Origin of the sequence: Polaribacter butkevichii, from assembly GCF_038024105.1 — a bacterium.
Taxonomy (GTDB): Bacteria; Bacteroidota; Bacteroidia; order Flavobacteriales; family Flavobacteriaceae; genus Polaribacter; species Polaribacter butkevichii.
The window spans coordinates 2,504,494-2,529,381 of sequence record NZ_CP150661.1 but is presented as its reverse complement, the minus strand read 5'-3'; the positions used below and the strand labels follow the sequence as shown (position 1 = coordinate 2,529,381).

Annotated in this window: 25 protein-coding genes; 8 read left to right on the top strand and 17 right to left on the bottom strand. The window is 30.8% G+C overall.

All coding sequences use genetic code 11. The features are described 5' to 3' along the window. The first annotated feature begins 68 nt into the window (after positions 1-68). Positions 69-1,118 (top strand): thiamine-phosphate kinase, encoded by a 1,050-nt coding sequence (gene thiL, locus WG951_RS10785; RefSeq protein ID WP_105049799.1) that lies wholly within the window; start codon positions 69-71, stop codon positions 1,116-1,118. 207 nt (positions 1,119-1,325) lie between these two features. On the opposite strand, the gene WG951_RS10780 is transcribed toward thiL, so the two are convergent. From WG951_RS10780 to WG951_RS10705, 16 genes are all read right to left on the bottom strand, one after another. After that, a complete protein-coding gene (locus WG951_RS10780) occupies positions 1,326-2,450 on the bottom strand; it encodes a Fic family protein (RefSeq protein WP_105049800.1) in 1,125 nt (374 codons plus the stop codon). A gap of 667 nt (positions 2,451-3,117) precedes the next feature. After that, positions 3,118-4,182: a polysaccharide lyase family 7 protein gene (locus WG951_RS10775; RefSeq protein ID WP_105049801.1), complete on the bottom strand. Its 1,065-nt coding sequence runs from the start codon at positions 4,180-4,182 to the stop codon at positions 3,118-3,120. Between the two features lie 40 nt (positions 4,183-4,222). After that, a complete protein-coding gene (locus tag WG951_RS10770; RefSeq protein WP_105049802.1) occupies positions 4,223-4,657 on the bottom strand; it encodes an RbsD/FucU domain-containing protein in 435 nt (144 codons plus the stop codon). A 26-nt stretch (positions 4,658-4,683) separates the two neighbouring features. Beyond that, complete coding sequence (locus WG951_RS10765) at positions 4,684-5,454, bottom strand: SDR family NAD(P)-dependent oxidoreductase (protein ID WP_105049803.1); 771 nt, start codon at positions 5,452-5,454, stop codon at positions 4,684-4,686. Positions 5,455-5,518: 64 nt separating this feature from the next. Continuing rightward, positions 5,519-6,631 (bottom strand): polysaccharide lyase family 7 protein, encoded by a 1,113-nt coding sequence (locus WG951_RS10760; protein WP_105049804.1) that lies wholly within the window; start codon positions 6,629-6,631, stop codon positions 5,519-5,521. 4 nt (positions 6,632-6,635) lie between these two features. Next, positions 6,636-7,355, bottom strand: a complete 720-nt coding sequence (locus WG951_RS10755) for a FadR/GntR family transcriptional regulator (RefSeq protein WP_105049805.1) — start codon at positions 7,353-7,355, stop codon at positions 6,636-6,638. Between the two features lie 67 nt (positions 7,356-7,422). Beyond that, the gene (locus WG951_RS10750; protein ID WP_211296737.1) at positions 7,423-8,697 is read right to left on the bottom strand and encodes an NRAMP family divalent metal transporter; all 1,275 of its coding nucleotides are present in this window, start codon (positions 8,695-8,697) and stop codon (positions 7,423-7,425) included. 21 nt (positions 8,698-8,718) lie between these two features. Further along, positions 8,719-10,617, bottom strand: a complete 1,899-nt coding sequence (gndA, locus tag WG951_RS10745; RefSeq protein WP_105049806.1) for an NADP-dependent phosphogluconate dehydrogenase — start codon at positions 10,615-10,617, stop codon at positions 8,719-8,721. A 709-nt stretch (positions 10,618-11,326) separates the two neighbouring features. Further along, the gene (locus tag WG951_RS10740) at positions 11,327-11,923 is read right to left on the bottom strand and encodes an MCP four helix bundle domain-containing protein (RefSeq protein ID WP_105049807.1); all 597 of its coding nucleotides are present in this window, start codon (positions 11,921-11,923) and stop codon (positions 11,327-11,329) included. Between the two features lie 221 nt (positions 11,924-12,144). Further along, on the bottom strand, positions 12,145-13,482 hold the full coding sequence (locus WG951_RS10735; RefSeq protein ID WP_105049808.1) for a TrkH family potassium uptake protein: 1,338 nt from the start codon (positions 13,480-13,482) through the stop codon (positions 12,145-12,147). A gap of 41 nt (positions 13,483-13,523) precedes the next feature. Continuing rightward, complete coding sequence (locus WG951_RS10730; protein ID WP_170062915.1) at positions 13,524-13,670, bottom strand: hypothetical protein; 147 nt, start codon at positions 13,668-13,670, stop codon at positions 13,524-13,526. 91 nt (positions 13,671-13,761) lie between these two features. After that, positions 13,762-14,439 carry a response regulator gene (locus WG951_RS10725; RefSeq protein WP_105049809.1) on the bottom strand — a complete coding sequence of 226 codons (678 nt, stop codon included), beginning with the start codon at positions 14,437-14,439 and terminating at the stop codon, positions 13,762-13,764. After that, positions 14,432-15,514 (bottom strand): sensor histidine kinase, encoded by a 1,083-nt coding sequence (locus tag WG951_RS10720; protein WP_211296738.1) that lies wholly within the window; start codon positions 15,512-15,514, stop codon positions 14,432-14,434. The genes WG951_RS10725 and WG951_RS10720 overlap by 8 nt, the downstream gene beginning before the upstream one ends. 182 nt (positions 15,515-15,696) lie before the next feature. Further along, complete coding sequence (locus WG951_RS10715) at positions 15,697-16,617, bottom strand: hypothetical protein (protein ID WP_105049810.1); 921 nt, start codon at positions 16,615-16,617, stop codon at positions 15,697-15,699. A 108-nt stretch (positions 16,618-16,725) separates the two neighbouring features. Next, positions 16,726-17,184 carry a large conductance mechanosensitive channel protein MscL gene (gene mscL / locus WG951_RS10710; RefSeq protein ID WP_105049811.1) on the bottom strand — a complete coding sequence of 153 codons (459 nt, stop codon included), beginning with the start codon at positions 17,182-17,184 and terminating at the stop codon, positions 16,726-16,728. Positions 17,185-17,195: 11 nt separating this feature from the next. Continuing rightward, entirely contained in the window at positions 17,196-18,170 is a 975-nt protein-coding gene (locus WG951_RS10705; RefSeq protein ID WP_105049812.1) for an acyl transferase, read from the bottom strand. Between the two features lie 73 nt (positions 18,171-18,243). On the opposite strand from WG951_RS10705, the gene WG951_RS10700 reads away from it, so the two are divergent. The 6 genes from WG951_RS10700 to WG951_RS10675 all read left to right on the top strand — a co-directional run bounded on the left by WG951_RS10700 (position 18,244) and on the right by WG951_RS10675 (position 22,151). Next, positions 18,244-18,588: a DUF4377 domain-containing protein gene (locus tag WG951_RS10700; RefSeq protein ID WP_170062916.1), complete on the top strand. Its 345-nt coding sequence runs from the start codon at positions 18,244-18,246 to the stop codon at positions 18,586-18,588. Positions 18,589-18,600: 12 nt separating this feature from the next. After that, the gene (locus WG951_RS10695) at positions 18,601-19,293 is read left to right on the top strand and encodes a hypothetical protein (RefSeq protein ID WP_105049814.1); all 693 of its coding nucleotides are present in this window, start codon (positions 18,601-18,603) and stop codon (positions 19,291-19,293) included. Between the two features lie 18 nt (positions 19,294-19,311). Then, a complete protein-coding gene (locus tag WG951_RS10690; RefSeq protein ID WP_105049815.1) occupies positions 19,312-19,719 on the top strand; it encodes a hypothetical protein in 408 nt (135 codons plus the stop codon). Then, positions 19,715-20,287, top strand: a complete 573-nt coding sequence (locus WG951_RS10685) for an RNA polymerase sigma factor (RefSeq protein ID WP_340916171.1) — start codon at positions 19,715-19,717, stop codon at positions 20,285-20,287. The genes WG951_RS10690 and WG951_RS10685 overlap by 5 nt, the downstream gene beginning before the upstream one ends. Continuing rightward, a complete protein-coding gene (locus tag WG951_RS10680) occupies positions 20,274-21,626 on the top strand; it encodes an outer membrane beta-barrel protein (RefSeq protein WP_105049817.1) in 1,353 nt (450 codons plus the stop codon). The genes WG951_RS10685 and WG951_RS10680 overlap by 14 nt, the downstream gene beginning before the upstream one ends. 180 nt (positions 21,627-21,806) lie before the next feature. Continuing rightward, positions 21,807-22,151 carry a hypothetical protein gene (locus tag WG951_RS10675; protein ID WP_105049818.1) on the top strand — a complete coding sequence of 115 codons (345 nt, stop codon included), beginning with the start codon at positions 21,807-21,809 and terminating at the stop codon, positions 22,149-22,151. Here the strand turns inward: WG951_RS10675 and WG951_RS10670 are convergent. Further along, positions 22,139-23,197: an isoaspartyl peptidase/L-asparaginase family protein gene (locus WG951_RS10670; RefSeq protein WP_105049819.1), complete on the bottom strand. Its 1,059-nt coding sequence runs from the start codon at positions 23,195-23,197 to the stop codon at positions 22,139-22,141. The genes WG951_RS10675 and WG951_RS10670 overlap by 13 nt on opposite strands. 112 nt (positions 23,198-23,309) lie before the next feature. Here WG951_RS10670 and WG951_RS10665 point away from each other — a divergent pair, with 112 nt between their 5' ends. Further along, a complete protein-coding gene (locus WG951_RS10665; RefSeq protein ID WP_105049820.1) occupies positions 23,310-24,851 on the top strand; it encodes an aldehyde dehydrogenase family protein in 1,542 nt (513 codons plus the stop codon). Positions 24,852-24,888 lie beyond the last annotated feature (37 nt).

The window sequence follows — 24,888 nt, the reverse complement described above, 5'->3', positions numbered from 1 at the left end:
ATAAAAAAGATTCATATTAGGTATTAAAGTAGTTCTGTCCTTTTTTAGAATGTACCTATCTTTGCAAAATGTTAGAAGATAAAAATACACAAAAGACATCGTTAGCCGAACTAGGTGAGTTTGGTTTAATCAATCATATTACAAAATATTTTAAGGTACAAAATACATCAACAGTAAAAGCTGTTGGAGATGATGCTGCTGTTTTAGATGCTTCGGATAAACAAACTCTAGTAACCACAGATTTGTTGATAGAAGGTGTACATTTCGATTTAAGTTATATGCCGCTAAAACATTTAGGTTACAAAGCGGTTATGGTAAACTTATCTGATGTGTATGCAATGAATGGAGTTGCAGAACAAGTTACCGTTTCTATTGCGGTTTCTAACAGGTTTCCGTTAGAAGCAATAGAAGAATTGTATGCGGGTATTCAGTTGGCTTGTGAAACCTATAAAGTAGATTTAATTGGTGGAGACACTACTTCGTCTACCAAAGGAATCTTAATTTCTGTTACCGCAATTGGTAAGGCAGAAAAAGCCGATGTTGTGTATAGAGATGGCGCAAAAGAAACAGACTTAATTGTGGTTTCTGGAGATTTAGGTGCGGCTTATTTAGGTTTACAGGTTTTAGAAAGAGAGAAACAAGTTTTTAAAGTAGACCCTAATAATCAGCCAGATTTAGATAGCTATACTTATTTAATTGAACGTCAATTAAAGCCAGAAGCACGTAGAGATATTGCTGGCTTATTAAAAGAATTGGAGGTAAAACCAACTTCTATGATTGATATTTCTGATGGACTTTCGTCAGAACTTTTTCATATTTGTACGCAAAGTAAAGTAGGTTGTAAGGTGTATGAAGATAAATTGCCTTTAGATCCGCAAGTAATTTCTGCTTGTGAAGAGTTTGAATTAGATTCTACCATGGTTGCTTTAAGCGGAGGTGAAGATTACGAACTGTTATTTACAGTGCCTATTGCAGATTTTGATAAAATAAAAGGAAATCCTAATTTTTCTATTATTGGTCATATTACTGCAGAAAACCAAGGGTTAAATTTGGTAACAAGAGCAGCACAAGAAATTGAATTGAAAGCACAAGGTTGGAATGCTTTAAAAAATGAGTAGTTTCAGTGAAAATAATGTATAAAAAAAAGGCGAAAATTTTAAATTTTCGCCTTTTTTTTGGAAGGTTCGTTTAACGAGTTTGTGTATGGAAATTTACGAATAAATAAGCGTATAATTTCCGATTAATTAATAAAATAAATAGGAAAAAAATGGAACAAGGAATAAAGCAAAAAGCAGTAATTTTTTATACATGGTGTTGTAAAAGTCTTATTTAAAAAGTCTAGTGTATTCTCTAAACGAATATATTTTCCCTCTTTTTGCTCCTGTTATTTCTGTTAATATTTCAAGCTTTTCTAGCTCATCTATTAGTTTATAAACAGATGGAGAAGAAAGGCTTGTTAATTCCTTCACTTTTTGAGCATCTATAATTGGTTTTTGAAATAAATGATTCAAAATAAGTTGAGCATTATGAGACCTACTTCCTAATGTTTGAAGTTTAATTTCAACTTCTTTTTGTAGTTTTAAAATACTATCAAATGTATTTATACCACTTTTAGTCGTTTCTATAACTCCAACTAAGAAAAATTTAAACCATTGACTTAAGTCATCTTTTTCTCTAACCTTTGTAAGGTTATCATAATATAGAATTCTATTTCTTTCAAAAAAGTCTGAAAGGTATAGGATTGGTTTTTTTAGTATTCCTTTTTCTACTAAATATAAAGTAATCATTAATCGTCCAACTCTTCCGTTTCCATCTAAAAATGGATGGATTGTTTCAAATTGATAATGGATTAATGCTATTTTAAGTAAGTCAGGAAAAAATGATTCAGAATTATGTGCAAAATTTTCTAAATCTCCCATATATTCATTGATGCTAGAGTGAATAGGAGGGATAAAAGTAGCATCATTAATGCTTGCGCCACCTATCCAATTTTGACTACTCCTAAATTCTCCAGGAAGTTTGTGTTTCCCTCTTACACCTTGTAATAATATCTTGTGAGTTTCTCTAATTAATCGTGAAGAAAACGGTAATTTTTCGAGGTTTTTTATTGCAGAGTTTAAAGCTTCTATATAATTCTGAACTTCTTCCCAATCGTCTCTTTTTTCATCATTTACATCTTCTTTATCTAATAGAGCATCTTCAATATTCGTTTTAGTTCCTTCTATTTTACTTGATTGAGTTGCTTCTTTTAAGACGTGCATACTAATAAATAATTCAATATTTGGAATATATTCCGAATACATATCAAGTCTTCCTAGTTGCCTATCGGCTTGACTTAAAAGGTTCAATACTTCCATATCCTCAATTCCCCATTGTTGATTTATCTTATTAGGTTGGAAGCTTTTATAAGTTCCTTGATTTATACGATTTCCTGATTTGAATGTTTTCATTGTAATTATGTTTAAACTTAAACAAAGGTATTCGTTATTTAAGAATTACACAAATAAATTAAATAGTGATAGGTGTTAATTAAGATTTTAAGTGTATACTTAATTAGTGGGTAGACTTATTTAATGTTTTACAACTAAAATGATAAGGTGAGTTTTAATTCATTTTATCAGAAGTTAAACGAAGTTAGCTGTTTTTTTGAGAAAGTCAAGGGTGTTTTTTTGAGAAAGGTTTGTTTAACTTTAATGTATATGGTAGGTTGTGTGTTTATGTAAGAAGATTTTCTGAAGAAAAATTAGAAGTTAGCAAACGAGCAACAAACATAGATTTAGTTAAACAAGCAATTTTTTATAAACTGTGTTGAAAAATATTTCATCAGATTATTATGTTTAATACTTTATCCTTTAATAACAGATTCCCCTCTTTTATTAACTGAATTTCCCTTATACATTCATTAATAATAGCATACTTATTTATTTAATAAGTATCCATTTACAAAAATGTCGTTTGATTCTTTTAATCCAAAAAAAGCATTTAATTCTTTCTGAGTTTTAATGCTTTAAATAATTGAGTAACCTAAACAAAAAAAATACATAAAAAAAAAGCGAAAATTTTTAAATTTTCACCTTTTTTGCTTCTTATCAAATACGAGTTGATACTCGTTAAAAACTACTCTTCACTTGGCTTTGTACCCGCGCCAACGGTTGCTTGTTTAAACCATACTTCTGCATAGCATCCATTTGCATATTGTTTTGCAATATCACCATTATAGGTTTCTGAGCCGGTATGCCAAACGATATTGTCTTTTGGGTCTTTACCGTTTGTTTGGTTGTAGGCACCTTGCTTAAAGTTTTGTAGTTCTCCTGCATATCCATTTTCTTGTTCTACACCATCACGACCAATTGCTGCGTACAGTGTTAAAATTTGTTGAGGAATATCTGACTTTTTAGAAAATTCTGATTTGATTAAGCTCTTTGTAAACTTTTTAGTTTTGTGACCTTCGCTTTTAAAAGTAAGATACATTACGCCGTTAAATACGTTTATTGTATAACTGAATTCTTCGCCTAACGCAATACCATTTTCTGGTTCTTCTGGGTAAGAAGTAGCAGTGTCTCCAACTACAGACATATCATATCCCCAAACTGCTGTAGAATAATCCCACCTTTTAGCGTTATCACCTTTGGTGTTAATTTCATAATTCCAAAAAATAGACCCTTTTTTGTGTCCCGGAAATTTTTTATAAAATATTTTTAAAGGTTCATTTTCATGTCCGCCATTTCCATGTATTTGTCCAATAACCACCGAATAAGAAGCGGCAACTCTTGCATCACCAGAGGTGGAAACATGCATTACTTTTCCGGTACCTGTTAACTTACCTCCAACTTCAGTTAACCATTTTTTATTTTGTCCTAGTTCTGTTCTTGTATTACTAGAGGTTCTAGAAGTAATTCCAGAATTAGGTGTTTTATAAACTACCCAATCTGTTTTTCCATCATTAGCAACATAAAAAAAGTCTTTATGTTCTTTGTTTGTTAAGTTTTTAATTTTCTTTCCATCTCCACAAAGAATATTCCATTGATCCATAAACGGAATAACATCACTTGGATATGTTATTGATGTTGCTTCTTTTCTAACAGTCGGTTTTTTGGGTGTGTTAGAACAACTGCTAACTAATAAAGCAACGCCTATCAAAAAAAATGGTTGTACGAATGCTTTTGTGAGTTTTATATTCATTTTGTTTGTTTTTTATAAATAAAATAAGGTGTTCAATTTCCTAAAATCCACTTTCTTCTGCCATTTTTACAACGCCAACAGTTAGTATTAAATTAGCAAATCTACGCTGTTCTCCTGTTTGAATAATTAAAGTGGTGTTTGGGTCTCTAATTTTATCGTAGAAAGCCCAACGTTCCATTTCATCCCAAGTTACATCTCCTAGTAATTTTTTATAAGCATCATGTATTTCTGCATTTGCTTCGGCAGGTTTTTCCATAACGATTGCTCCTTGTACAGGGCAAACTTCTAAGATGCCTTCTAGTACGGTAAGTGCATCTAACAATCCTGGTTTAAAATTAAGATGTACCGTTGTAGAGTTAGGACCTGTCATGGCGCCAACAGGTAAATTACCGTCTGCAATAACCACTTGCGCAAAATGACCAGAACGCGCAAGTGTTTCCATAATTGTTGGGTGTATAATCGGAGTTTTTAGCATAAAATTATATTTTAAAAAATTATGAATTACATATTATAAACACCTCCATTAATATCTAGGGTAGCTCCGGTAATAAAACCATCGTATTCTGATGCTAAATACAAAACTGCTCTTGCTACGTCTGCTGCATTACCTGCTCTTTGAATTGGTATACCTGCTGTTGTTGCAGCTGCAGATTCTTTTGTTGTGTGTGTGTTATGAAACGAAGTACCTAAAATTAAACCTGGGGCAACAGCGTTTACTCTAGTTCCCTGAGGACCTAATTCTGTAGATAATGCTCTTGTAAATGTTAAAATAGCTCCTTTACTTGTAGCGTAGACCAATGATCCTGGATGACCACCTTTACGCCCCGCAAGTGATGCCAAATTAACAATACTACTAGTGTTGTTCTTTGCTAAATGTGGCGCTGCTGCTTTTGTAACAAACATCATAGAGGTCATGTTAATGTCCATAACCTTGTGCCAAAATTCAGCTTCCATTTCGTTTAGCATTTTACGAGCAACAAGTGAGCCTGCGTTGTTAATAAGGATGTCTAAACTTCCAAACGCGGCTATCGTTTTTTCTACTATTGTAATTGCATCGGTTTCTTTTGTTAAATCACCAGCAATAGCAATTGCTTTTACTCCTTTACTAGTTGCATCTGCTACTAATTGATTGGCTGTATCTGAACTCGAAAAATAATGGATAGCTACATTGGCTCCACTATCTATAAAATGTTTGGTAATAGATTCTCCAATTCCTTGTGCTCCAGCAGTTATAAGTACGTTTTTACCTGCTAATTTATGATTGATTTTCATGATGTTTCTGTGTCTATAAGGTGTTTTGTTTTTAAAAAGTGTAATGCTATATTGTAGCTAAGTTTTACTGTTTTGCTTGTTTTTTGTACAAGAAATCATTTTTAGCAAAATAACCATCGTTAGAATAAGCATCATCACTTATGGTAATGTTGGCTGTTTTAAACCAAACTTCTGTATAATTTCCGTCTGCGTATTGTTTTTGAATGTCTCCTCCATGAGTTTCTGCACCAGAACACCAGTTTTTATTTATTTCAGGAGATTTTCCGTTTGTTTGGTTGTAGTTTCCTAGTTTAAAGAAACAGCCTTCACCAGTATATGCCTCTGGACGTTCTACTCCGTCTTGACCAATGGATACAAATAATTTTTGAGTTTGCTCTGGAATATCTGCCTTTGTTGTGTATTCTGAAACGATTATGTTTTTTGTAAATGTTTTCGTTTCATGTCCTTCACTTGTAAAAGTTAAGGTCATAATACCATCTTTAATATCTATTTCATAACTAAATTCTTCGTCTAAAGCAATTCCGTCTTTCGGCTCTTCTGGATATGTGCTTACATCGCTACCTACAACAGATAAATCATATCCCCAAACAGCTGTAGAAAAATCCCATCTTCCAGCATTGTCATCACCAGCGGTGTTAATTTCGTAATCCCAAAAAACAGAACCTTTGGTATGACCAGGAAATTTTTTGTAAAATATTTTTAATGGCTCATTCTCTAAACCATCGGCACTATGAATTTGACCTACAACAACCGAGTAAGATGCTGCTACACGAGCATCGCCAGTAACAGATACATTCTTTACTTTTAAAGTTGCTTTTAAATTGGCATCGGTTTTAGGCGTCCATTTTTTAGATTGTGCTAATTCTGTTCTTGTATTGTTAGAGGTTCCGTGTGTATGTCCGGCATTTGGCGTTTTAAAAACAACCCAATTTTCATTACCTTCATTTGCAGTAAAAAAGAAGTCTTTATGCTCAAAATTATTTGCAACTCCAGCGTTAGATCCATCACCTAAAATTAATTTCCAATGATCAAAAAACGGAATTACGTCACTTGCGTAAACGGTTTTTTCTGTTTCTTTTTTTTCTTCCTTTTTAGCGGTTTTAGAACAACTGTTAAGGGTTAGAAAAACGCCAAGAATTAGGCATGCAGCTACCGATGTTATTTTATTATTTTTCATTTTTTTATAATTTAGGTTTAATTGTTTCTTCGTTTTCTATGTGTTTTGATAATTTAAAAAAGTGATCATTCATCATCTTTGAAGCAAGTTCTACGTCTTTAGCTGCTATTGCTAAATAAATATCTTCGTGTTTTTTAATTTCAGAAATTACTTTATCACCTTCACATACAGTTGCTCTATCGTAAGTAATTAAAATAGGTGGCGTTATTAAAAGCATTAGAGAAACCATTGTACTGTTTTGGCTAGCCTTTGCAATTGCTAAGTGAAACAATAAGTCTTCTTCTAAATAATCGTCTCCAATAGTAATTTTTTCTTTAAAAGCATTTAAAGTGTCTTTTATTCGTTTTAAATCTACCTCTGTTCTTCTTTCTGCCGCTAATCTTACGGTCTTTAATTCTAATGAGATTCTGGTTTCTACTAATTCATTAAAAGTAGGTGCATCTAGCGCTATTATTTCTTCTACCATGCCATTAAACCCAGTTAACCCTATGGCTAGAATAGTACCACTCTGAGACATGGATTTTAAGATTCCGTAAAACTCTAGCTTTCTTATGGCTTCTCTAATATGGTTTCTTTTTACATTAAATTTTTCTGACATCATTCTCTCAGAAGGCAATTTATCTCCACGCTCTAAATTTTTAGCGTTAATTAAATCACGAATTTTACAGATCACATCATTCTGTACAATTCTGTTAGAATTTTCATTTATTAAACTTATTTTCACTTTAATTGATTGTTTTAATTGATGATACTCTCTTTTTTAAATACATTTAGAAACCGCTCTTAGTTGTTTAAAAGTAATTTAAAAGTGCCAATATGCCGTTGTAAGAAATTACTAGAGAAAAGAACAAGGCAGCAAACAAACCAATGTATACACCTAAAGTTGTCTTATAGTCTTTCATTACTTTTTTGCTACTTAACATTAATATAATTCCGAGGATTACAATGGGTAATACAAATACATTAAATACTTGCGATAAAATTTGAATTTCTATAGGATTTGCACCAAATGCTGGCCCAATTAATGCAACTAAACAAGCAATAGCAGTGATGATTCTAAACTGACGCGAATTGGTATCTAACTTGCCAGATTGATAATCTGCAATTAATAAAGGTGCAATTAACAAACAAGGAAAAATTGATGACAAACCTGCGCTTAAAGCACCAAAAAAGAAAATAGAAACCGCCCATTTACCTGCCACAGGTTCTAAAGTATTTGCCATATCTAATACTTGTGTAACTTCTTTACCTTGGTAAAACAAAGCTCCTGCAGCCACTGCCATGATAACACCACTAATAATAAAGATTAAAATAGCGGCGGTTATAGAGTCTTTTTTTTGTTGATCTAAGTTTTTAATAGTCCAGCCTTTTCCTTTTACAAATAATGGTCTCGATAAGAATGTTGCCGATGCCATAGTGGTACCTACAAAGGCGGCCACCAACATTTTACCACCAACAACGTTTGGTATGGTTGGTATTAATCCTTTTACAACATCTAATGGTAAAGGTTGTACAAAACATAGTGATAGTATAAACGAGAATCCCATTAAGGTTACAAATATGACAAGTATTTTCTCGAAGAAAGTATATTTACCGACCAACATTAATAAGTAAAAAGTAATTATAATTATAATGGCTGTAATTAAAACGGTTTCATATTTATATGCAGCTAAACCTTCAAAATTTACGGCAAGTATTTCAAAAATAATATTGGCAGAAATACCTAAAATTCCCATTAGAGAATTCCATTGACCAAACGTAATACCCACAATAACTAAAATGGCTAAAACTTTACCATATTTTAAATGTTTTTTAAATCCGTAAAGGGCAGTTTCTCCTGTTAGTAAAGCGTAATTTCCGTAGGCAAACATTAAAATTCCAGAGAAAATACAACTTAACAATAACACCCATAATAATTGCATGTTAAATTTACTACCTGCAACAATCATAGAAGTTACACTACCAGTGCCAATGGTATATCCAATGGCGAAAATCCCAGGGCCAAATCCTAAAATAACTGCTATTATTTTTTTTAGAAATGACTTTTTATTTTGGGTTGTTGTCATAGTTAATTGTTTTTTATTTAGTTAATTATTCCACTCTGTATGATAGAATTTATTAGAATCGTCATTAATTCTTTGATAGGTGTGCGCTCCAAAATAATCGCGTTGTGCTTGTATTAAATTTGCTGATGAATTTGCAACTGCAAAACTGTTTAAGAAATTAATAGATTCGCTAAAATTAGGAACTGCTAATTCGTTTAAAACACCCTCAGAAACCACTTTTTTGATGCTTGGTTTTAATGCTTTTATCTTTTGAATTATGCTTTTATCCGTCAATAAATTATCGGTCGATTTAAATACCGTAACCAATTCTACCATTAAGTCAGATTTAATGATGCAACCATTTGTCCAAATTCTAGCCAATTCGCTTAAGTTTAAATCCCAATGATAACTTTTAGAAGCCTCTTGAATTAATTTTAATCCTTGGTAATGATTTATAATTCTTGCAAATTGATATCCTTCTAAAATATCACCCGTAGTTAAGTTTAAATTTTGTGTCGTATTTTCTTTAAAGCTTTCACTAGCATTCACACGTTCCTCTTTATAAAAAGAAGTGTATCTCGCAAACAATGCAGAAGCAATCATGGTACTAGGCACTCCTAATTCTGCAGTGGCAATGGTGGTCCAGTTTCCTGTTCCTTTATTGCCTGCTTTGTCCATTATTTTATGAACTAACCAGTCATCTCCTTCTTTTTTTCTTAGGATGTCAACAGTTATTTCTAATAAATAACTGTTGGTAGTTGCTTTCCATGATTCTAAAATATTAGCTATTTCATCTGGGTTTTTACCTAATGCTTTTAACATTACAAACACTTCTGCTAATAATTGCATTTCTACATACTCAATTCCGTTGTGTACCATTTTTACAAAATGGCCACTTCCTTCGGTTCCTATATGAGTACAACAAGGCAAATTATTAGCATCTTTAGCGGCAATGGCTTCTAAAAAAGGTTGTACATTTTTGTAAACTTCTTTAGGACACCCAGGCATAATAGAAGGACCTTTTAATGCACCTTCTTCTCCACCAGAAACTCCGGCACCAACAAAATGGATGTTTTTAGATTTTAAATAATCAAAACGTTCTTTTGTTTTGTTGTAGTTAGAATTACCACCATCTATTAAAATATCTCCAGCATCTAAAAACGGCAAAAGATCTTCTATAACATCATCTACAATTTTACCAGCATTTACCATTAACATGATTTTTCTGGGTTTTTCTAGAGAATTTACAAATGCTTCTATATTATCAAAAGGAAGACTTGTTGACAATTCTTTAAATTCATTTTTAAAGTTTTTTGCAACATCTTCTTCTGTGTCTTTAATGTGTCTGTTAAATAGAGATATGTTAAACCCTTTATTTGCTAGGTTTCTACTAAGGCTTTTACCCATAACCCCTAATCCGAATAAACCAAATTCTGACTTTTTTAAGATTTCCTTACTAATCATTTCTACTATATTATTTGGTGTTAAATTTATATTTATATCAATGGCGTTTTTGGGAGTTTCTAAAATATCGAATTGAGATTTTAACAAATCAGAACTCATAAAATGCCCTTTACGATTGTTTACTCTTTCTTTTATTTGCTCGAAAGAACCATTTAGAAAAACCCATTTTGCATTTTCTTTTATTTTTGCATTTAAAATATCGCGATATTTTTCTTTTAAAGCAGAACAAACAATAATACAACCGCCTTTTTTTAATTGCTCTTTGGCAAGTTTATTTAAGGTTTGTAACCAACCCAATCTGTCATTATCATTTAATGCCTCTCCTTTAGACATTTTTAAAATATTTTCTTCGGGATGAAAATCATCTCCATCAAAAAACGGAATGTTTAATTTTTCTGATAGCAAGTTTCCTATGGTGCTTTTACCAACCCCAGAAACTCCCATAATAAAGATAATTGTTGATTTTTTTTGAAGCATAATTTTGGTTAACCAGTTTGGGTACCCAAATATATGTTTTTTAAATTTAAAAAAGTGCTTAAGAATCAGATTATTATAAAATTTATAAGAATTTGATCTTTAACGGATTAAAAAAGAGGGGTGTTTTGTACGTGTTTTCGCTTTCTTTTCGAAGAGATAAAATAGTTAAAGAAATATTACTTTTAACTGTTGATGAATTTCTGTTTCTAGTGATTTAAATTCAGGGAATTGAAAGGTAGATTTAGGGTTAAGAACTGTGTAAGAAATAAAGTTGAGGTATTGTAGGGAAGGATTAAAACAAAAAGAGTGAAAATTTTAAAATTTTCACTCTTTTTGTTTTTTTAAAGGTTTTTTTAAAGGTTTTTTTAAAGGTTTTTTTAAAGGTTTTTTTAAAGGTTTTTTTAAAGGTTTTTTTAAAGGTTTTTTTAAAGGTGTTTGGTTATTGGCGTGTTTAAACCATTAATTATACACGGCTTAAGTTACTTTTGATTTATTTTTTATAATAGTGTATTAGCTTGTACGTTGGGTAGATTTCACATTTTTAATGCCAATATTTGCGTCAACAGATTGAGAATCATCAACGATTTGTAATAAGAATAGTCCGAGGAATAATGAGTATTTAATGCTTTATAATTTAGGTTTTGTGTTTTTTATAAAGCGAATGCTTTTTATTATTCTGTGTGTAGAAAATTAATAGATGCTTTAAATTTTAGTTTTCTTTTGGTTTGTAAATAACAATTACTTGAATTAGAATTGCAAGAAAAATCAATATATAAATTTCTATTTTTGTAAAAAGCTCTACCGAATCAATGGCTTTTTCACTTAAAAACATTTGTCTTTTACCTTCATCTAACTGAATTTTTGACAAATCATTAAGATTTAGTTTTACTGATGAAATATGATTGATTAAAGGTGTTTTATCAGCAAATTTAGACTGGATGAAATTGGTTTCTGAGCTTTTTAATATTTCTAAATTATTTTTATAATCACTAAATATTTTTTTCTCTTGTAGTGTTAGATTTGTTTGTTCAAACAGCTTAACAAAATCTTGAATATCTTGGCTAACTTTTTTATTTCTGTTTGAAAAAAATACGGAATCTGAAGCAACAACAGCCAACTCTTTTTCTTGTACTGAGTTAGACATTTTAAAGATTAAATCTTTTGCAATAAGTCTATCTTTATAAATTGCAACAACAGAATCTTTAACTCTAGAAAAATTGTTTCTATCAATAAGATTTGTTGCAATAATTAATATAAAAACCATTAAAATACCAAGAACCCATTTTACTTTGTTGTAGAATACCATAGTTTATTGTAAAAATTAATACCTATCAAATTTAAATAAAATGTAAACTATTAACAAAAAAAAGTCATAACTGCTTATAATTCTACAATAGAAGAAACTAATTTACTGAATAGAAAACCAAAGAGTTTGTTAATAATTTAACTTTAAATATTCTCTTTTTAACTACACCTGTTAATTTATGTTTTTAAAAGAAGAGTGCTTTTAAAATTGATATTATTTTATTAAACAGCCAAATCGCTTTCATCTTCAATGGTTTTAAGTTTGTTTTTTCTAGCTAAAATAGCTAAACCAAAAGTTAGCAAGCCTAACCTGCCTATAAACATCACAAAGATTATTACCAATTTTCCCCAGGTACTTAGATTACCAGTTATGCCTGTACTTAAACCCACGGTACTAATAGCAGATGTAGTTTCAAATAAAATTTGATGAAGAGGTAAATTTTCTGTGATAGCTAATAAAAAGGTAGAAATAAAAATAACAGATGCATACAACATAAAAATGGAAGTTGCTACATATAAACGTTCTAACGGAATTACTTTTCCTAAAAAAGTAACTTGTTTATTATTTCTAATTCTGTTCCACATTATAGCAATTAGTGCTGTTAAAGTGGTTGTTTTTAAACCACCGCCTGTACCAGACGGAGAAGCGCCCACATACATTAAAAAGATAATTATTAGCATAATACCTAAAGAAAACGAACCTATTGGTACAGTGTTAAAACCTACTGTAGTTAAGGCAGTCATAGATTGAAAAAAGGAAATCATAAGTTTGTTTTCGCTTAAATGATTTACAGAAGGTTCAAAAAAGTAAATCATTGCTGTACCAATGGATAGTAGTGTAATAATTGCCCCGAAAATAATTTTGGTTGTAAAGGTGATATTTTTTGTTTTACCAACAATTCTATTCCAAATATCGGTAACTACAATAAAACCTAATGATCCACTTATGGCTAATACAGAAATAATAGTGTTTATAGAAGTGTTACCAGAAAATTGTTCAAAGCTATTGTTATAGAGTCCAAAACCAGCAGTACAAAAAGCAGAAACACTATGAAAAATACTGCTCCAAATGGCAAAATTATGTTCAACTCCTTCTTGTCTAAAGGCAATGTAAAAACACAATGCACCAATGGTTTCTACTATAAATGTAAAAATGATGACCGATTTTAAAAAATCTTTCAATTCAAAACCTTTAGGCATGGTAAATTCTGCATTTAATACACGGTGATGCCAATGTGTTAACGGACTCTTTTTTGATAGTAATATAAAGGAAGTAAAAGTCATATACCCAATACCACCAATTTGAAAAAGCAACATGATAATAAATTGACCCAAGCCATTATAAGTGTCAAAAATACTAGCAGTTACTAATCCGGTGGTTGAAATAGCCGATGTGGCAATAAACAAATTGTCTACTATTGAAATGGTTTGCTTGTGAAAAAACGGGACGCACAGCAATGCCCAACCTATTATAGTATAAGTTAAAAAACCATAAAGTAGATTTTGTTGGGGAGTTAGTGATAATTGAAATTTTCGATATGTTTTTGTAATCTTTTTCATGTTATTTAATTTTATTATTTAACAAGGTTTATAGTATAAAATTAGAAAGAGAAATAGAGATAAATGGCAATTACAAAAGCCACCATTATAATTGTAGGAATAATTAAATGCGCTATATCTTTATGCCAATTTTTAATAGATTGGTATGGTTTTGCATTATCCTCATTATAAAAAATATCCCATTTCATTTCTTTGTTTTTTTTGATACTACAAAGGTGGGCTGAAAGGGATAAGTAAAAAATTAATAATTAGACAGTATCTATAAAGATTTTATAAAGACTATTGAAAACGATAACCAACACCGCTTTCTGTAATAATATGTTGTGGGTTATTTGGGTTTTTTTCAATTTTTTTACGAAGTGTACCAACAAAAACACGCAGGTATTGCGTTTCGGTTTGATAGCTGTAACCCCAAATTTCTTTTAGAAGATATTGATGTGTTAAAACTTTGCCTTCGTTTTTAGCAAATAAGGCCAATAAATTATATTCTGTAGATGTAAGTTTTATAATTTCATCATTTCGTTTTACAATGCGGGCTACTAAATCAATGATAATAGATCCACAAATAATAACAGAATTATTTTCGGTATTTTGACTTCGTTTTATTGCAGAACGTATTCTAGCCAAAAGTTCGCCTGTGCGGAAAGGTTTGGTTAAATAGTCGGTTGCACCATTATCTAGCGCAGAAACAATATCGGTTTCATTGTCTAGTACAGATAGAATAATGATAGGTTTATTATACCATTCTCTTAGTTCTTTTAAAATGTCGTGGCCGCTTTTATCGGGTAACCCAATATCTAGTAAAATTAACTCTGGTGGATGGTTGGCAGATAAAATTAAGCCTTCATTTCCGGTACTGGCTTGGGTTACTTTATAATTGTTACTTTCTAAATTTATTTGAAGTAATTTTCTTATTTGTGGTTCATCATCAATAATGAGTATTTCTGCCTTATTCATTTTCTATATGTATGTTTAGTGAAAATTCACAAGGAATTTCAATTCTAAATTTAGCGCCACCTTGCAATAAATTTTCTAAATAAACTTTTCCGTTCATTGCTTCTGTAAAGCCTTTTACAATAGAAAGGCCTAAACCAGTTCCGCCAGTAGAGGTTCTTGTTAAACGGTAAAATTTATTAAAAACATTATCAATTTCATTGTCAGGGAATCCTTTTCCATTATCAAAAATAGAGATAATACAATGTGTTTCATTATAGTCTAATTCAATTGATATAGTAGTGTTTTTTGGTGTATGCTGAATAGCATTATGAATTAAGTTGTAAAGAATTTGTTGTATTAAACCGTTGTCTATTTTAAAAAGTGGTAGCTGCTCATTTGCTAAAAACTTAATGTTATGCTGGCTAGCGTCATCTGCATTGTCTTTAATTGCAGCGAAAACAAGTTCGTTTAAATCGCACCAGTCTATTTTGGGTTTAATAAAACCAGCCTCAAGCCTGCTCATACTTAAAAGATTTTCTACTTGTTGGTTTAACCGAAAGCTTGCAATTTCAATCTCTGTATAAAGTTCATTTTTGTTGTTTTCAGAAATGTTAGTTTGGGGGTCTTTAATGGTGTCTATTGCACCAATTATGGTTGCAATGGGGGTTCTTAGTTCATGAGAAAGTGAATTAAGTAAAGTATTGTATAATTTAATAGATTTTTCTTTTTCAGCCTCATCTCTTTCCTTTCGTTCTACTTCTCTAATTTTGTAAGTTAAAACGGCATTTATAGAGGCAATAACAAAATACATTAAAAACATTAATGCATCTTCTGCTGTGCCAATGTGTAAATTAAATGTTGGCGGAATAAAAAAGAAATTCCAAATTAAGGCACTTAATATTGAAGAAAGTAATACAGGGTAAATGTCAAAAAGAATGGCATTAACAGAAACTACTAAAAGCAAAATAAGGGCAACAGCTCTGTAACCAATAATATTAATAGATATAAAACATAATACAGCCGTTATTGTAATAAGTAAAACACTTATTAGGTATTGTTTTTTTCTGCTGTATTTTCTTGTTTTAAATAAGTCCAATCTTTTTATTCAAAGTTAATGATTGAGTTGTAAATATTTTATAAAAATTTTAAGCATTGGTAAGGTTGAGTATTTTAATTTATTTTATCAAAATTTAACGCTTAGAATCGTTTTGTAAGGAAATTAAAATTTATCAGTAAAATAATTAAATATATATCGATTTTAAGAGAAAAAAGACGCTATTAGTAATTTAACTTTAGCTCTTTTCTTTTGGGCTTGTTTGCTAATTTATGTTGTTCCCAATAAGGTTCATTTCTACTTGCTTTTAGTGTAGCTGTTGTTATTAAATTAGTTTCATCACTTTCTGACCAACCTAAAATTTTGAACGGAAATTGTTTTTCTACATCAATAGAAACTATTCTATCAATATTTAGGTATTTTATTTGATAATTTAAGGTGTTGTCTGTTGTTGTTTTGCTGATGATTGCTTTTTCTACGTCCATTTTTTTATGCTTAAAACGACTGTAAATAGTAGATGGAATTAAATCTATTTTTCCTTCTGGTAATTGCCCTTTGTTAATACGAATTCGGGTCATTAAATCTTCTTCTAAAAAGACTTTTTTTATTGTTTTTTCTTCGTCGCCTTCAGGTTCAAAATAAGAGAATTGTTTAAAATTATATGCGTTATCACCAAGGTTTAATTGCGTAAAAGTATGTCCGCACCATTCTTGTATACTTGTAGATGATTTTAATGTAAAGGGATGCTTTGTAGTGTTGACAGGTGTAAAAGTAGAGGTGATGATAGAATAATCATAAATACCAGTATAAAACTTACGTACATGGTTTAATTTCATTACAGAAACGTTGTCGTTACCTGCCTTTTTGGGGTAGTCTAATTTAACTTGTTTGCTTATAGAAAAAGGTTCTGTAACAAAAACTAAAACAACTTCACCATCGCGTATTTCACCGTATCTAGCTTGTTTTAAAGTATAACTACTTAATTCTGCTTTACCAGAATACCAGTATTTATTAAATGCATCGTTTATAGAAAGTGCGTTGTTTTCTTTATTTACAGTTACTTGGGGAGCTGTATTGGTTTGTCCGGATTGGCAACCGATAAAAGAAAAAAGAAATAGGTAAAAAAGTGTTGTTTTAATATTCATAATTTTCGATTTACTAATTATCTGATAAAACTATTAAGCGGTTTTAATGCAGAGGTTAAAAATAAGTAAGTCGTTTTTTATAAATAAGTTTACAAAACGAGTTTATAGTTATTTTTTATCATTTAAAACCTTTAATAGATATTCATTTTGTTTTTCTAAAAGTTCATTGGTTTTGTTCATCAACTCAATGTTTTTAGGAGTAACAATAGCTTTGTTTTTTGGGTCGTCTGCTTTCTTTTTCATGGCATTCATTGCTTTTACAACCATAAAAACGGTAAAAGCAATAATTAAAAAATCGATGCCTGCTTCAAATAGTTTACCATAACCAATGGCAATTTCTTCAACAGTAATCTTCTCTTTAACAAGAACAGCTTCTCTTAATATAATTTTTTTGTTTTCCCACTTTGTACCATCTGTTATAAACGCTAATGGAGGCATTAAAACTTCTTTTACTAAGGTACTAACTACTTTATTAAAAGCAGCGCCAATAATAACACCAATAGCAATATCTATCATGTTTCCTTTTACGGCAAACTCTTTAAATTCTTCTAATAATTTAAATTTCATCGCTTATTTTTTTACAATACCATTAAATTACAACCTCTAATATCAGAATTGTCAAAACGACCAATAATCTCAAAAGTTCCGTTTTGGTGTACCTTGCCTAAATCTTGCGTAGCAATAAAAGAGCAAGAATTATAATTGGCCAAATCTATTACATTAATTCCGCCTGTTTTTCCAACTTGTTGAATGGTTAAGGCATCTTCTGTGTCTCTGGTAAGAATCTGCATCCAAGGAGGCGTATCAAAAATACCATTTCCGTTAGAATATCCTTGGCTCAATAATTCTGTCATTCCGTATTCTGAGTGAATTTTAGAAACTCCAAATCCGTTTTGTAAAATATCGTGTAATTCTTCTCTAATGAGTTCTTTTCTACGCCCTTTCATACCACCTGTTTCCATAATAATGGTATTTTTTAGGTAGAATTGTTGCATTTCTACCAAATCTAACAAAGCAAAAGAAACACCTATTAAAAGTACTTTTTGTCCTTTTTGGTCTAAATCTGTTAGTTTTTTGGCTAATTCTGCTATATTATTAAGATAAAATCCGCTTTCTGAGTTTTTAGATTTCTTAATTAAATCATCTACCATATAGACTAAAGAAGAACCATTTCTTTCTAAATAATTTGGTAATAACGCCAAAACTACATAGTCTTCTATATTGCCATAAAAATGAGCAAATCCTTTTAAATAACTTTCCTCGTAAAGCTTAATGTCTGTTACATAATGGTTGCTTGTTAGGCTACCTGTGGTACCAGAGCTTGTAAAAGTTTCTTGAATCTCTTTGGTAGAAGAAAGTACTTCTCTACTCTTAAAAAACTGAATCGGTAAAAACGGAATTTCATCCACCTTTGTAACGTCTGAAGGATGAATATATAATAAATCGCAAAAAGATCGGTACACTCTATTATTTTTAAATTGATGTTTAAAAACGGATAAAGCAACTTGCTTAAAATCTTCTTGATTTTGGATGTTAAAAATATTGTTTTCCATATACTTTGCAAAAATAACATTATTAGACGCAACCTTTTTAAAATTTCTGCATCTTATAAGAAATAACCCAATAATGAAATTAAAAACTATAATGCTAGCAATTTTTATTTTGATGGTTTCATGCGAAAAAAATGATTTTGGGTTAAATAATAAAACACTTGTAATTGCATCAGAAAAAGTAGATTGTGTGGGTATTTCTCCTCAAAAATGTTTTTTAGTAAGAGAAGTAGATAAACAAGATTGGCACTTTTTTTATGATTCAATAATCGGTTTTACGTATGAAGCAGGTTTCGAATATGAAATTTTAATTTCTGAAAAAGAATTAGAAAATCCGCCAGCAGACGCATCATCAATAGAATATAAATTGATACGTATTATTTCTAAGATAGAAAAAACATCAGAAAATTTACCCAATTAAAAACAGCTAAAAATGAATTTAAAAAACCTTTTCCTTTTACTCGTTGTAACTGTACTTTTTTCTTGCGAAAAGAATGATGTTGCTATAGATGCAGATAATTTATTGTTAGGAACCTGGGTAAATCCTGTTTATAATGATGAAACTACCACTTTTAAAAGAGCCAACGCTTTACCAAATGATGGATATGGGCTTTCATTTACCGAAAACGGTAATTTGGTAGAACGAACTTCTGGTTGGTGTGGTACACCGCCTTTATCTTACTTTAATATTGAGGGGTCTTTTGAGTTAGATAATACACTTGTTCGTATTTCTACACAAAACTATCCTACAGATTATGCATGGAGAATAATATCGCTTACCGAAAATGAATTGGTGGTAAAAAGAGAGCTTACAGCACAAGAAATTGAGCACAGAAATTTAATGGATTTATTTAATGAAATTCAGGAGTGGTCTTACAGTGTTTCTTGTTCAAACGCTAGTAATTGGTTGTTTACAGCCTATGGAGCGAAAGCCTGTGGAGGTGCGCAAGGTTATATTGCGTATTCCTCTAGAATAGACACTAGTTCTTTTTTAAATAAAATAGCAACTTATACACAAGCAGAAAAAGAGTTTAACGTTAAATGGGGCATAATTTCAGACTGTTCTATAACAAAAGCACCAATTTCTGTAGTATGCCAAAACGGATATCCAACACTTAAATATTAACTTAATTACACAAAAAAAATGAAAAAAACTGCCTTACTTTTATTTGGATTACTTGTATTTTATTCTTGTTTAAATAGCGACAATGATTCGCCAAATTACACTTTTGAGTATGTGCCAATAGATTCTGCCATAACGCCTGCAAGTTTTACTCTCGGTCAAATAGATACAATTACAGTAAAGTATTCTTTACCAAATAGCTGTTTTACTTTTGATCAAATTTATTACCAACCAAAAGATTCTACAAGAACTATTGCAATTATTGCGGCTGTAAAATTAGACGACATCTGTACAGAAGCTATTGTACAAGAAGAAAAAAAGATTGCCGTAAAAGCAACACAAGAAGAAGACTATGTGTTTAAATTTTTTAAAGGAAAAGATAGTGATGGTGAAAATATTTTTGAGGAAGTAATAGTTCCTGTAAATTAGACCCATCAAACAAGAAGAACTCATAAAGGAATGCTGCAAGCAAAATATAGCAGCGCAAGCAAAGGTTTATCAGATTTTTTCTGATAAACTCTTTGCTGTTTGTTTAAAATATTCAAGAAATTATCAAGATGCAGAAGATAATTTACAAGATAGTTTTATGACTATTTTTAGCAAAATAGAACAATATAAAAATAAAGGTTCTTTTGAGGGGTGGTTAAAAAGAATTACCATACATACTGTTTTACAAAAGTACCGAAAGAAATCTCCTTTACAATTTGTAAAAGAAGTTTCTGAAGAGGTAGAAGAAGAAGAAGAACTTAGTTTAGAAACATATAATTTTAGTATTGATGTTTTGTTGAGGTGTATTCAGCAACTTCCAGATAAGTATCGATTAATATTTAACTTATATGTTTTAGATAATTATTCTCATAAAGAGATTGCAGAAATGTTGCAAATTTCTGTTGGAACCTCAAAATCTAACTTGTCTAGAGCAAGAAAAATCTTGAGAGATCAGTTAGAAATTTATCAAAATAAACAACAGAAAATACTCATAAATGAATCAGAATAATTTAGATAAATTGTTTCAAGAACAACTTAATAATTTGGAGGCAACTCCAAATAAAAGAGTATGGAACAATATTGAGTCTAAACTTAAAAAGAAGAAGAGGCGCGTAGTACCTTTTTGGTGGTTTGCAAGTGGCATTGCTGCAATGTTGCTTTTAGGATTGTTTTTATTTCCTTTTTCTGATGATAAAACAGATGCTATTAAAACGGATTCTAAAATTATAATTACAGAAAGCCCAAAAAAGGAATTAGAGATAATAGATAACTTTAAAGTAGATGCTGTAATTAAAAACGAAACAAGGAAAGAAGAAATGTTTGTTGTTGATAAAAAATTAAATGCTAGCTCAATAAAACCTAAAAGAAACACTAGTAAAAATACCGAGAATAAAAACAATTTAGTTAGCACAAAAAACGCTATGAAAAAGAATTTTTTAGCTGATAAATTTACAAAGATAACAGAAGGTTCTGTAAAGAATAAGCAGATTATTCTGGATGAAAACAATGTAGTGATTGCCGAAAATAAGAATACAGGTATTGAAAAAAAAGTTACGCAAATAGATAAAGAATCCCTTAAAAATAAAGTTGATTTAAATAAATTTATAGAAAAAAAGGACAGCGTTTTTTCTACAAAATCGTTAAAAAAGAAATGGTCTATTGCACCTGTTTTTGCGGTGTTAAAATCTAATTCTTTTTCAAGCGGTTCGCCTATAAACGAGCACTTATCTAACTCTACAAAAGGTAAAAGTTCTTTTTCTTATGGCTTTAAAATAGGATATCAAATTACTGAAAGGTGGAGCATTCAATCTGGTGTTCATTTACAAGAAATGGGTTTTAAAAACAATCAAGTAACTGCCGTTCCTTCAATTTCAAAAAGTTCGTTACCAGTTGTATTTAATAATGGAGATTCTTTTTCTTTTAACGAGGAAGAGGTTTCACAAAGTTCAGATTTTATAAGTAACTCTGCATTAAATAAAACCAGTTTAAATGGAGATTTAAGTCAAAATTATGGCTACATAGAAATTCCTTTAGAGTTAAAATATAATTTTTTAAACACTAAAAAATTTAATACACAGGTGGTTGTGGGGTTTAGTTCTTTGTTTTTAAATAAAAATACTGTAAACTTTACCACTTCCATTATCTCTACATCAGGTAAATCTAAAAATTTAAATAACATTAATTTTAGTGGAAACTTAGGTTTCGATCTTAATTATTCTTTAAATAAAAAGTGGTCTTTAAATTTAACCCCAATGTTTAAAGCGCAATTGCATACTTTTAGTGAAGATGTTAATGGTTTTTCTCCTTTTAATTTAGGGGTATATTCTGGTATTAAATATAAATTTTAAGGAGTGTCTTTAAATAGGTGCGTTTAACGAGTTTTATTGTTCATTAATCGAAAAAAAACAAGTAGAAACTTTTAATTAATTAATTTTACTCACTGAGTTTTTTGTATATTTATCAAGGTTTAAGCGTTTGTTTTATGAATTGGTTAATTTGAAGCTCTTAAATTAATAATTAGATAGGATATGACATTTTTAGCAACTACATATAGAACGTTAAGCGGAACGAAAGAAGTTATAGAAACATTAGAAAAAAAAGCAACGCAATGGGTTGTTTATAAAGATAATAAACCATCGTATTTTGTAGATTTTTACGATTTAGAAAAAGAATCTAATGCTATGATGAATAGTTTAGTTTTATGTACAAAAAGATCTATGCAAGAGGTTTTAGAAATTATTAATAAAAAGAATAATATTAATTTATCGGTGCCTGTTGTATCTAGATTAGGTTATAAAAAACTTGTAAAATCTAAAAAAATAGAATTAGATTTAGAGCCTATTCCAGAAAAATGGTTGGCTTATTCTTTGTAAATTTTAACAACCAATTCATCTTTATCATTCATAGAAGCTCTATACATTCCTGCTGTATTAAATTCAAAAGACATATTTCCATTCTTATCTAAAGCAATAACACCACCCGTTCCTCCAAGTTTTGTTAGTTTGTTTTTAATAACATCTGTAGTAGCTTCTTTTAAAGATTTATTTTGATATTCCATTTGAGCAGAAATATCATACGCAACCATACCTCTTATAAAATATTCTCCCCAACCGGTAGATGATACTCCGCAGGTTTTATTATTTGCATAAGTTCCTGCACCAATAATTGGCGCGTCTCCAATTCTTCCCCAACGTTTATTTGTCATGCCTCCTGTAGAAGTACCTGCAGCAATATTTCCATTTTTATCTAATGCAACACAACCTACTGTTCCAAATTTTGCATTTTTAATATCAGCATCATAAAAAGCGGCTTTTTTATCGTTATGATCTAATTCGGTTTTTGTTTTATTTTTTATTCTTTGCAGCGATTGAAAACGTTTTTCTGTGTAAAAATAACTTGGGTCTACAATTTCTAAGCCTTTTTCTTTTGCAAAAATAGAAGCTCCTTTACCAGAAAGCATCACATGGTCAGAATCGGTCATTACTTTTATAGCCAATTCAATAGGGCTTTTTACATTCGTTACACCAGCAACAGCACCCGCATTTAAAGTTTTTCCATCCATAAAAGAGGCATCCAATTCGTTAGTTTCTTCATGTGTAAAAACAGCTCCTTTACCAGCGTTAAATAAAGGAGATTCTTCCATTATTTGTATTGTTTTCATGACTGCTTCTTGGCTTGTTCCTCCGTTTTTTAAAATAGTATGACCTACTTTTACAGCTTCTTCTAGTTTTGCTTTGTAAGCAGCTTCTTTTTCATCAGATAAATTCTTTTTTAAAATTGTTCCTGCACCACCATGAATTATAATTGCAAATTCATGTTGTTGTTTCGTTGTATTTTTTTCTTCGGATGATGGTACTGTTTCTTGTTTGCATCCTACAGAAATTAATACTAACAAGATGATAAAAAAGGCATTTTTCATAGCTAAGTGTTTATAATTAAACAAAATTTATTGTTTTTGTTTAATTTACAATTAATTAAAATTATTCGTAAATTGGTCATTCGAATGTAAACAACAAAAACGGAATAGCAAAATGACAGACTTTGGAATACAAGAAGCTTTACAAGAATTAGGTTTAAAAGCTATCAATAATGGGACTTCTACAGGATCTCATAATTTTTCTAGTGGCGAATTGATAGAAAGTTACTCTCCTGTTGATGGAAAGTTAATTGGAAAAGTAAAAACAACTACAAAAGAAGATTATGAAAAAGTGATGGAAGCTGCCACAAAAGCATTTCTATCATTTAGAAATATTCCTGCGCCACAAAGAGGAGAAATTATTCGTCAGTTTGGTAATAAATTAAGAGAAAAGAAGGCAGCACTTGGTAAATTAGTTTCTTACGAAATGGGAAAAAGTTACCAAGAAGGTTTAGGTGAGGTGCAAGAGATGATAGACATCTGTGATTTTGCTGTAGGTTTATCTCGTCAATTAAACGGACAAACAATTCCGTCTGAAAGACCAGGGCATGTAATGAGAGAACAATGGCACCCAATAGGCGTTGTTGGTATAATATCTGCCTTTAATTTTCCTGTGGCTGTTTGGGCTTGGAACACCGCTTTAGCGTGGATTTGCGGTGATGTTTGCGTTTGGAAAGGTTCGGAAAAAGCACCTTTATGTACCGTTGCTTGCCAAAATATAATTACTGAAATTTTAAAAGAAAATAATTTACCAGAAGGAATTTCTTGCATTATCAATGGAGATTACAAAGTAGGAGAGATGATGACTACCGACACAAGAATTCCATTAATTTCTGCTACAGGATCTACCAAAATGGGACGAATTGTTGGCGCAACCGTTGCACAACGTTTTGGAAAATTCTTATTAGAATTAGGCGGAAATAATGCCATTATTATTACGCCTACGGCGGATTTAAAAGTGGTGGTTCCTGGTGCTGTTTTTGGCGCTGTTGGTACTTGCGGACAACGTTGCACATCAACCAGAAGATTAATTATTCACGAATCTGTGTATGATAAAGTAAGAGATGCAATTGTTGGCGCTTACAAACAAATTAAAATAGGGAATCCTTTAGATGAAAACAATCATGTTGGTCCGTTAATAGACAAAGATGCTGTAAATACGTATTTAGCTGCTATAGAAAAAGCAAAAGCCGAAGGTGGTACTATTTTAGTTGAAGGTGGTGTTTTAGAAGGTAAAGGGTACGAAAGCGGTTGCTACGTTAAACCAGCAATTATAGAAGCCGAAAATCATTTTGAAATTGTACAACATGAAACTTTTGCGCCTATTTTATATCTAATGAAATATAGTGGAGAAGTAGAAAATGCAATTGATCAACAAAACGGGGTTGCCCAAGGATTGTCATCTGCAATTATGACCAATGAACTAAAAGAAGCAGAGAAGTTTTTATCGTATTCGGGTTCAGATTGTGGAATTGCAAACGTAAATATTGGTACTTCTGGTGCAGAAATTGGAGGAGCTTTTGGTGGTGAAAAAGAAACGGGTGGAGGTAGAGAATCTGGTTCTGATGCATGGAAAGTATACATGCGTAGACAAACAAATACCGTAAATTATTCTGATGAGTTACCTTTGGCTCAAGGCATAAAATTCGATTTATAAGAGATACATTTTAATCATTCTATATAAAAACCCAATT

Coding starts and splice junctions, on each gene's coding strand:
- thiL (WP_105049799.1), top strand. CDS start 69: ATGTTAGAAGATAAAAATACACAAAAGACATCGTTAGCCGAACTAGGT.
- WG951_RS10780 (WP_105049800.1), bottom strand. CDS start 2,450: ATGAAAACATTCAAATCAGGAAATCGTATAAATCAAGGAACTTATAAA.
- WG951_RS10775 (WP_105049801.1), bottom strand. CDS start 4,182: ATGAATATAAAACTCACAAAAGCATTCGTACAACCATTTTTTTTGATA.
- WG951_RS10770 (WP_105049802.1), bottom strand. CDS start 4,657: ATGCTAAAAACTCCGATTATACACCCAACAATTATGGAAACACTTGCG.
- WG951_RS10765 (WP_105049803.1), bottom strand. CDS start 5,454: ATGAAAATCAATCATAAATTAGCAGGTAAAAACGTACTTATAACTGCT.
- WG951_RS10760 (WP_105049804.1), bottom strand. CDS start 6,631: ATGAAAAATAATAAAATAACATCGGTAGCTGCATGCCTAATTCTTGGC.
- WG951_RS10750 (WP_211296737.1), bottom strand. CDS start 8,697: ATGACAACAACCCAAAATAAAAAGTCATTTCTAAAAAAAATAATAGCA.
- gndA (WP_105049806.1), bottom strand. CDS start 10,617: ATGCTTCAAAAAAAATCAACAATTATCTTTATTATGGGAGTTTCTGGG.
- WG951_RS10740 (WP_105049807.1), bottom strand. CDS start 11,923: ATGGTATTCTACAACAAAGTAAAATGGGTTCTTGGTATTTTAATGGTT.
- WG951_RS10735 (WP_105049808.1), bottom strand. CDS start 13,482: ATGAAAAAGATTACAAAAACATATCGAAAATTTCAATTATCACTAACT.
- WG951_RS10730 (WP_170062915.1), bottom strand. CDS start 13,670: ATGAAATGGGATATTTTTTATAATGAGGATAATGCAAAACCATACCAA.
- WG951_RS10725 (WP_105049809.1), bottom strand. CDS start 14,439: ATGAATAAGGCAGAAATACTCATTATTGATGATGAACCACAAATAAGA.
- WG951_RS10715 (WP_105049810.1), bottom strand. CDS start 16,617: ATGAATATTAAAACAACACTTTTTTACCTATTTCTTTTTTCTTTTATC.
- mscL (WP_105049811.1), bottom strand. CDS start 17,184: ATGAAATTTAAATTATTAGAAGAATTTAAAGAGTTTGCCGTAAAAGGA.
- WG951_RS10705 (WP_105049812.1), bottom strand. CDS start 18,170: ATGGAAAACAATATTTTTAACATCCAAAATCAAGAAGATTTTAAGCAA.
- WG951_RS10700 (WP_170062916.1), top strand. CDS start 18,244: ATGAAATTAAAAACTATAATGCTAGCAATTTTTATTTTGATGGTTTCA.
- WG951_RS10695 (WP_105049814.1), top strand. CDS start 18,601: ATGAATTTAAAAAACCTTTTCCTTTTACTCGTTGTAACTGTACTTTTT.
- WG951_RS10690 (WP_105049815.1), top strand. CDS start 19,312: ATGAAAAAAACTGCCTTACTTTTATTTGGATTACTTGTATTTTATTCT.
- WG951_RS10680 (WP_105049817.1), top strand. CDS start 20,274: ATGAATCAGAATAATTTAGATAAATTGTTTCAAGAACAACTTAATAAT.
- WG951_RS10675 (WP_105049818.1), top strand. CDS start 21,807: ATGACATTTTTAGCAACTACATATAGAACGTTAAGCGGAACGAAAGAA.
- WG951_RS10670 (WP_105049819.1), bottom strand. CDS start 23,197: ATGAAAAATGCCTTTTTTATCATCTTGTTAGTATTAATTTCTGTAGGA.
- WG951_RS10665 (WP_105049820.1), top strand. CDS start 23,310: ATGACAGACTTTGGAATACAAGAAGCTTTACAAGAATTAGGTTTAAAA.